Below are 7513 nucleotides of genomic sequence, written 5' to 3' on the forward strand. Positions count from 1 at the left end.
AACCTCATGTTCGGACAGCGAAAGTAGACGCATGCAGTTCCCGGTGCCACTGAACGCTAACGCGTCGGGTGCCCGTGGCCGCCCGGACGGCGGGGAACTGGCATGAACAGGACGTCGTCGGCGGCACCGCGCCGGGGGAAGAGGGAGGTACCTGCGATGACCGTGCAGACCGGCCAGCTCAGCCTGGTCACGGGAACGGGCACTGGCGGCGACCGGGCGGGGCTCGGCGAGCTTCTCGCGGAAGCGACCGGCGAAGTGCTCGTCATGAGCACGGGTACGGACACCGCGTTCCAGCGGATCGCGCTCGGAGGCGTGCGCCCCGGCGTGCGGCACAAGGTGCTCTTCCCCGACTCCGCGCGGATGTCCGGCGCGCTCAACCGCGTGTCGCGGGCGGGCGCCGAGGTGCGGACGGACGCCGAGGTGCCGATGGACGCGCTGGTGATCGACCGCACGTCGGTCGTTCTCCCGGCGGAAGGCAGGCAGGCCGGTTCCGCGGTGTTCCGGCTGCCCGGCGTGGTCACCGCGACGGTCGGGCTGTTCGAGCGGATCTGGCAGGCCGCCGCGCCGCTCGTCCCGCTGGACCTCCCGGACGACGGGAACGCCTCGATCCTGACCTGCCGCGAACAGGAACTGCTGACGCTGCTCTTCTCCGGCACCACCGACGAATCCGCCGCCGCGCGGCTCGGTGTCTCCGTGCGCACAGTGCGCCGGATGGTCGCCGACATCATGAACCGGCTCGGCGCCCGCAGCCGCTTCCAGGCGGGCGCCAAGGCCGTCGACCGCGGCTGGCTGATGGCGAAGGCGGGCTGATGACGATCTCGACTTCCGGCCGTGTCCTGCTGGTGGCCCAGCGGCCAGGCGCGTATCCGACCATCGGTGACGCTTTGACGGAGGCGTCCGACGGCGCCGTCATCACCATCGCGGGCGGTGAATACGCGGAAACCGTCGAACTGACCGGCCTCCGGGTGACCTTGGCCGCGGCGGACGGCGCCACCGTCGTCGTCGACGGACGGGGCGCGGACCGGCCCGTTTTCCGCGGCACCGGCGGGGCGCTCGTCCTCGAAGGGATCGAAATCCTGGCAGGTGGCGCGTCCGCGATCCAGGCCGACGACACGGAACTCGCGGTCCGGAACTGCACCGTCTCCGGCGGGCGCGGCCCGGCGATCGCGATCCGCGGCACGACGGCGTTCACCGTGAGCGGTTGCGTGATTTCGGGGGCGGAGCAGGGGATTCTCGTCGACGGTTCGCCTGGGCGGATCGAGGACACCACCGTCGAAGACGTGACGGGCGACGGCATCACCCTCGGGCAGGGCGCCGATCCGGTCGTGCTCCGCTGCACGGTCACCGGCTGCGGGCTGCGGGGAATCTACGTCTACCAGTACGCCCGGCCGGTCGTCGAAGGCTGCACCGTCTCGCACACCGGCCACGAAGGCATCGCCGTCGCGCATCACGGGGTGCCGGTCCTCAAGCGGTGCACGGTCACCGACACCCGGGGCCCGGGGATCTCGTTCGCTTCCGGTTGCGGCGGCGAGATCTCCGGGTGCCGGGTCTCGAACACCGCGGAACCGGGGATCGCGATCGCCGAAGGCGCGTCGCCGACGATCGCCGAGGCCGCGGACCCCGGCGCCGTGGGGGACAACGCGCTGGACGAGATGCTCGCCGAACTCGACGGGATGATCGGCCTTCCCGGGGTCAAGGAAGAGGTCCGCTCACTGGTCGACGAGTTGCAGGTCAACGAATGGCGCCGCCGGGCCGGGCTGCCGGTCGGCGCCGCCGGGCACCATCTGATCTTCGCGGGCGCGCCGGGCACCGGGAAGACGACGGTCGCGCGGATCTACGGCAAACTGCTGAAGGCGCTGGGAGTCCTGCCGGTCGGCCAGTTCCGGGAGGTGTCGCGCCGGGATCTGGTCGGGCAGTACATCGGGCACACCGCGGAGAAGACCGCGTCGGTGTTCGAGGAGGCCAAGGGCGGCGTCCTGTTCATCGACGAGGCGTACACGCTGACGCGGCTCGCCGGCTCCGGCGGCGACTTCGGCCAGGAGGCGATCGACACCCTGGTCCCGTTGATGGAGGAACATCGCGACGAAGTGGCCGTGATCGTGGCCGGGTACACCGGCGAGATGGTCGACTTCCTCGCCGCCAACCCCGGTCTCGCCTCCCGCTTCGGCAAGACGATCGAGTTCGAGAACTACAGCCCGGACGAACTGCTCGCCATCTTCGGGCGGATGGCGTCGGCAGGCGACTACGAAGTCGATCCCGCCGCCGGCCCGGTGCTCACCGGCCACTTCCGGCGCGTTTGCGGCGACGTCAACTTCGGCAACGCGCGGGACGCGCGGCTGCTGTTCGAGAAGGCGCGCACGGCTCAGTCACAACGCTTGCGGCTGCTCGGCAGGATGCCCGCGGTCGAAGAACTGCGCGGCTTGCACGTGGCCGATGTGGAGGTCGCGATCACGCGATAACGTTCCCGTGTGCGGGTGCTGGTGACCGAGGACGACGAAAACTTGCGGGTGGCGCTGGAATTCGCGCTGCGCGGGGACGGGTTCGCGGTGGACACCGCCGCCGATCTTCCCGGCGCGGACGAGGCGCTGATGGTGAACGCCTACGACTGCGCGGTGTTCGACCGGATGCTGCCTTCGGGCGACGCGCTGGCCTACGTGCGCAACCGGCGCAGCGCCGGATGGCCGATGCCCGTGCTGTTCCTGACCGCGCGCGACAGCGTCGCCGACCGGATCGACGGCCTGCGCGTCGGCGGCGGTGACTACCTGGTCAAACCCTTCGCGATGCCGGAACTGATCGCGCGGGTGCGCAGCCTGTGCCGCCGCGACATGGCCGGGCAGGCGGTGGTCCTGCGGTGCGCCGACGTCGAACTCGACACCGGCAGGCACCAGATCTCACGGGCGGGCGTGCTGCTCACCGTGACGCGCAAGGAGTATCTCGTCATGGAGCGGCTGATGGCCGCGACCGGGCGGCCGGTCTCGCGGCGGGAACTGATCCGGTACGCGTGGGACGAGATGGCCGATCCGGCGTCCAACGTGCTGGACGTCGTGATCGCGCGGCTGCGGCGGAAGCTCAAGGACCCGCCGCTGATCCACACCGTGCGGGGGTCGGGGTACCGGATGGCGCCGCTCTGACCCCACGGACAGGGGTCGAGGTGTGTCGCGAAAGAGACCGTCGACACTCCGTCCGTCCCGGATGTGCCATGCTCGACAGCGCACGAGGCGGCGAAACCGAGAGGTGACGAGGGTGTCCATCTGGGCAGGCGTGATCAATTTCGTCCGGGGCCGGTACGAGGTGCTCGAAGAGCGGGACGGCTGGCTCCGGTTCCGGGTCGACACCGGCGACGGCCGCGGCCAGCAGGTGTCCTTGCACCACTTGCCCGACCACGACGGCGCGGAGTGGGTGGAGATCTCGTCTCCGGTCGGCTGGGCCGACAAGATCGATCTGCGGCGCCTGCTCGAACTGGCGGGCGGGGATTCGGTCGGCGGCGCGGCGGTGGTCGACGGTGTCGCGCTGCTCAAGCACACGATCCCGCTGGTCGACCTGAACCTGGTCAACGAGTTCGAGCACCCGCTGAAGGCTCTCGTCACGCGTGCCGACACCTTCGAACACGAGCTCACCAAGGCCGACGAGTTCTGATCCTTCCCGGACGGGAACAGTGAAGGCCCCCTGCCGCCGCAGGGGGCCTTCACTCGTTTTCGCTCAGAGACGCTCTTGCAGCGCGTCCGCGGCGGCGAGGAGGTCCGCGGCCCAGCGCGCCCCCGGTTTACGCCCTATCCGTTCGATGGGCCCGGAAACCGACACCGCGGCGACGACGGTGCCCGTCGAATCCCGTACGGGCGCCGAGACACTCGCCACACCGGGTTCCCGTTCCGCCACGCTCTGGGCCCAGCCGCGGCGGCGGACTTCGAGCAGAGTGCGCTCGCCGTACACCGCCTCGGTGAGGATCGTGCGCTGGGTGTGCGGATCCGACCACGCGGCGAGCACCTTCGCGCCGGAGCCCGCGGTCATCGGCAGCCGTGAACCGATCGGCACCGTGTCACGGAGTCCGCTCGGCGGCTCCGCGGTCGAAACGCAGACGCGCTGGACGCCGTCGCGGCGGTACAACTGGACGCTTTCGCCGGTGATGTCGCGCAATTTCGGCAGCACCGAACTCGCCGCGTCGAGCAGCGGGTCGGTCGAACCGCCCGCCAGTTCCGCGAGCGCGGTACCCGGACGCCAGCGCCCGTCGGGGCCGCGGCGCAACAGGCGATGCACCTCGAGGCCGACCGCGAGCCGATGCGCCGTCGCGCGCGGCAAACCGGTCCGCGTGCACAGTTCCGCCAGGCCACAAGGATCTTCGGCCACGGCCTGAAGCACGGCCACGGCCTTGTCGAGTACTCCGATACCGCTATGCTGTCCCACAAGCCGATACTATCTTCCCGAAGTTTGAGATGTCCAGATGGTGGGAAGTACCGATTTCACCGCATGTGAGGAGCCGGAAATGCCCCGGACACTGGCCGAGAAAGTGTGGGAGTCGCACCTGGTGCGGCGCGGCGAGGGGGCCGAGCCCGACCTGCTCTACATCGATCTCCACCTGCTGCACGAGGTCACCAGCCCGCAGGCGTTCGACGGACTGCGCCTGGCGGGCCGGAAACTGCGCCGCCCCGACCTCACCATCGCGACCGAGGACCACAACGTCCCGACGATCGACATCGAGCTGCCGATCGCGGATCCCGTGTCCCGCACCCAGGTCGACACCCTTCGCGCCAACTGCAAGGAGTTCGGCGTCCGGCTGCACCCGATGGGCGACGCCGAGCAGGGCATCGTGCACGTCATCGGCCCGCAGCTGGGCCTGACGCAGCCAGGGATGACCGTGGTGTGCGGCGACAGTCACACCTCGACGCACGGCGCCTTCGGCGCGATGGCGTTCGGCATCGGCACCTCCGAGGTCGAACACGTGATGGCGACGCAGACCCTGCCGCTCCGTCCATTCAAGACGATGGCGATCACGGTCGACGGCGCGCTGCGCCCCGGCGTCACCGCGAAGGACATCATCCTCGCGGTGATCGCGAAGATCGGCACCGGCGGCGGGCAGGGCTACGTCCTCGAGTACCGCGGCGAGGCCATCGAAAAGCTGTCGATGGAAGCCCGGATGACGGTGTGCAACATGTCCATCGAAGCGGGCGCGCGCGCCGGGCTCATCGCGCCGGACGAGACGACGTTCGCCTATCTGAAGGGCCGTCCGCACGCGCCGCAGGGCGCCGATTGGGACGCCGCCGTCGAAAACTGGCGCGAACTCCGCACCGACGAGGACGCCGTCTTCGACGCAGAGGTGCGCCTGAACGCCGACGAGCTCACGCCTTTCGTGACCTGGGGCACGAACCCAGGCCAGGGGCTCCCGCTGAGCGCCGAGGTGCCGGACCCCGAGCGGATCGGCGACGAGAACGAGCGCGTCGCCGCTGAGAAGGCCCTGTCCTATATGGACCTGAAGCCGGGCACGCCGCTGCGCGAGATCGCGGTGGACACCGTCTTCCTCGGCTCGTGCACGAACGGCCGTATCGAGGATCTGAGGGCCGCCGCGGAGGTCCTGCGCGGGCACAAGGTCGCCGACTCGGTCCGGATGCTCGTCGTCCCCGGCTCGATGCGCGTCCGCCAGGCGGCGGAAGCCGAAGGGCTGGACCGGGTCTTCACCGAAGCGGGCGCGGAATGGCGTCAGGCGGGCTGCTCGATGTGTCTCGGCATGAACCCGGATCAGCTCAAGCCGGGCGAGCGGAGCGCGTCGACCTCGAACCGCAACTTCGAAGGCAGGCAGGGCAAGGGTGGCCGGACGCACCTGGTCTCGCCGCTCGTCGCGGCCGCCACGGCCGTGCGGGGCACGCTGTCCAGCCCCGAAGACCTGCAGCCCGCAGTCGCTCGCTGACGGCACTGACATCGCTGACATCCGCGAAGGAGTTCCCAACATGGACGCGTTCACCCACCACACCGGCGTCGGGGTCCCGCTGCGCAGGTCCAACGTGGACACTGACCAGATCATCCCGGCGGTCTACCTCAAGCGCGTGAGCCGCACCGGCTTCGAGGACGGGCTCTTCGCCGCCTGGCGTTCCGACGAGTCGTTCATCCTCAACCAAGAGGCCTTCAAGAACGGGTCGGTCCTGGTCGCGGGCCCGGACTTCGGCACCGGTTCCTCCCGCGAGCACGCGGTGTGGGCCTTGATGGACTACGGATTCCGGGTCGTGATCTCCTCCCGGTTCGCGGACATCTTCCGCGGCAACTCCGGCAAGCAGGGCCTCGTCGCCGCTCAGGTCGAGCAGGCGGACGTCGAACTGCTGTGGAAGCTGCTCGAAAACGAGCCCGGTACGGAGGTCACGGTGGACCTCGAGTCGAAGACGGTACGAGCCAAGGACTTCACCGCGCCCTTCCAGATCGACGACTACACCCGCTGGCGGCTCCTCGAAGGGCTCGACGACATCGCCCTGACACTCCGCCACGCGGAGGAGATCGACACTTTCGAGACCCGGCGCCCCTCCTGGAAGCCGGTGACCCTCCCGGCGGCCTCCTCCTAAGGTCGGCCGAAGGGGGCGGATTCCCTTGCTGAGCAGGGAATCCGCACCCCGGCCGGGGTCCTTCACACCAGCCCCGAAACCACACCGAACGGCACCTCGAGAGGCCCTGAAGGGGTCCCTCGGGAGGCGGAACAGCCCCCGAGACAAGGGAAATTTCCGCGCGTCGTTTGGAATTTGTGCTGCATTGGTAATACCGTGTGCGCTAAGTCGGCCGACGGGGCCGTGTACAAGTAGTTCTTCTTGGAGGACTGGAATGGCCAACAAGGCCCAGCTGATCGAGGCGCTGTCGGAGCGCCTGGGCGACAAGAAGGTCGCGTCGGAGGCCGTCGATGGCCTTGTCGACATCATCATCCGGACGGTCAACAAGGGCGAGAAGGTGAACATCACCGGCTTCGGTGTGTTCGAGAAGCGCGCCCGCGCCGCCCGCACCGCGCGGAACCCGCGCACCGGTGAGACCGTTCGCGTCAAGAAGACCAACGTGCCCGCGTTCCGCGCCGGCACGACCTTCAAGGACGTCATCAGTGGTTCGAAGAAGCTGCCGAAGGCCACCGCTGTGAAGCGCGCGACCGCCGGCACCTCCACCCGCGCCACCACCACCCGCGCGACGACGACCCGGACGGCCGCCAGCCGCCCGGCCGCGACGCGTTCCACGACCACGCGGACCCGCGCCGCCGCCACGACGACGCGTGCCGCCGCGAAGCCGGCCGCCAAGGCGACCGCGACCAAGGCGGCGGCCAAGACGACCGCCACCAAGGCCGCGCCGAAGACCGCCGCCAAGGCCACGACTCGCGCCACCACGGCCAAGAAGGCGACCGCCACCAAGGCCGCCGCGAAGCCGGCCGCCAAGGCGACCGCTGCCAAGGCTCCCGCGAAGAAGGCTCCGGCCAAGCGGACTTCGGCCGCCGCGAAGAAGAAGTAAGCTCCCTCTTCACGAGAGAGCCAACGGCAGGGCCCCGCGCACGGCGCGGGGC

General features: G+C 69.8%; 8 protein-coding genes. 7 read left to right on the forward strand and 1 reads right to left on the reverse strand.

Annotated elements, in window-relative coordinates:
• The first annotated feature begins 156 nt into the window (after positions 1 to 156).
• The 4 genes from ACFVM3_RS33745 (at position 157) to ACFVM3_RS33760 (ending at position 3636) form a co-directional block, all read left to right on the forward strand.
• Positions 157 to 810: a LuxR C-terminal-related transcriptional regulator gene (locus ACFVM3_RS33745; protein ID WP_378443965.1), complete on the forward strand. Its 654-nt coding sequence runs from the start codon at positions 157 to 159 to the stop codon at positions 808 to 810.
• Positions 810 to 2459 (forward strand): right-handed parallel beta-helix repeat-containing protein, encoded by a 1650-nt coding sequence (locus ACFVM3_RS33750; protein ID WP_378443966.1) that lies wholly within the window; start codon positions 810 to 812, stop codon positions 2457 to 2459. The genes ACFVM3_RS33745 and ACFVM3_RS33750 overlap by 1 nt, the downstream gene beginning before the upstream one ends.
• Positions 2460 to 2468: 9 nt before the next feature.
• Positions 2469 to 3131 carry a winged helix-turn-helix domain-containing protein gene (locus tag ACFVM3_RS33755; protein WP_378443967.1) on the forward strand — a complete coding sequence of 221 codons (663 nt, stop codon included), beginning with the start codon at positions 2469 to 2471 and terminating at the stop codon, positions 3129 to 3131.
• A 112-nt stretch (positions 3132 to 3243) separates the two neighbouring features.
• Positions 3244 to 3636, forward strand: coding sequence for a hypothetical protein (locus ACFVM3_RS33760; RefSeq protein WP_378443968.1), 393 nt, complete (start codon positions 3244 to 3246; stop codon positions 3634 to 3636).
• A 63-nt stretch (positions 3637 to 3699) separates the two neighbouring features.
• On the opposite strand, the gene ACFVM3_RS33765 is transcribed toward ACFVM3_RS33760, so the two are convergent.
• Complete coding sequence (locus tag ACFVM3_RS33765) at positions 3700 to 4401, reverse strand: IclR family transcriptional regulator (protein WP_007031477.1); 702 nt, start codon at positions 4399 to 4401, stop codon at positions 3700 to 3702.
• A 79-nt stretch (positions 4402 to 4480) separates the two neighbouring features.
• On the opposite strand from ACFVM3_RS33765, the gene leuC reads away from it, so the two are divergent.
• From leuC to ACFVM3_RS33780, 3 genes are all read left to right on the forward strand, one after another.
• The gene (gene leuC / locus ACFVM3_RS33770) at positions 4481 to 5899 is read left to right on the forward strand and encodes a 3-isopropylmalate dehydratase large subunit (RefSeq protein ID WP_378443969.1); all 1419 of its coding nucleotides are present in this window, start codon (positions 4481 to 4483) and stop codon (positions 5897 to 5899) included.
• Between the two features lie 40 nt (positions 5900 to 5939).
• A complete protein-coding gene (gene leuD, locus ACFVM3_RS33775; RefSeq protein WP_378443970.1) occupies positions 5940 to 6542 on the forward strand; it encodes a 3-isopropylmalate dehydratase small subunit in 603 nt (200 codons plus the stop codon).
• Between the two features lie 253 nt (positions 6543 to 6795).
• On the forward strand, positions 6796 to 7461 hold the full coding sequence (locus ACFVM3_RS33780) for an HU family DNA-binding protein (protein WP_126733599.1): 666 nt from the start codon (positions 6796 to 6798) through the stop codon (positions 7459 to 7461).
• Positions 7462 to 7513: the final 52 nt, after the last annotated feature.

Origin of the sequence: Amycolatopsis sp. NPDC057786 (assembly GCF_042797905.1) — a bacterium.
Lineage (GTDB): Bacteria > Actinomycetota > Actinomycetes > Mycobacteriales > Pseudonocardiaceae > Amycolatopsis.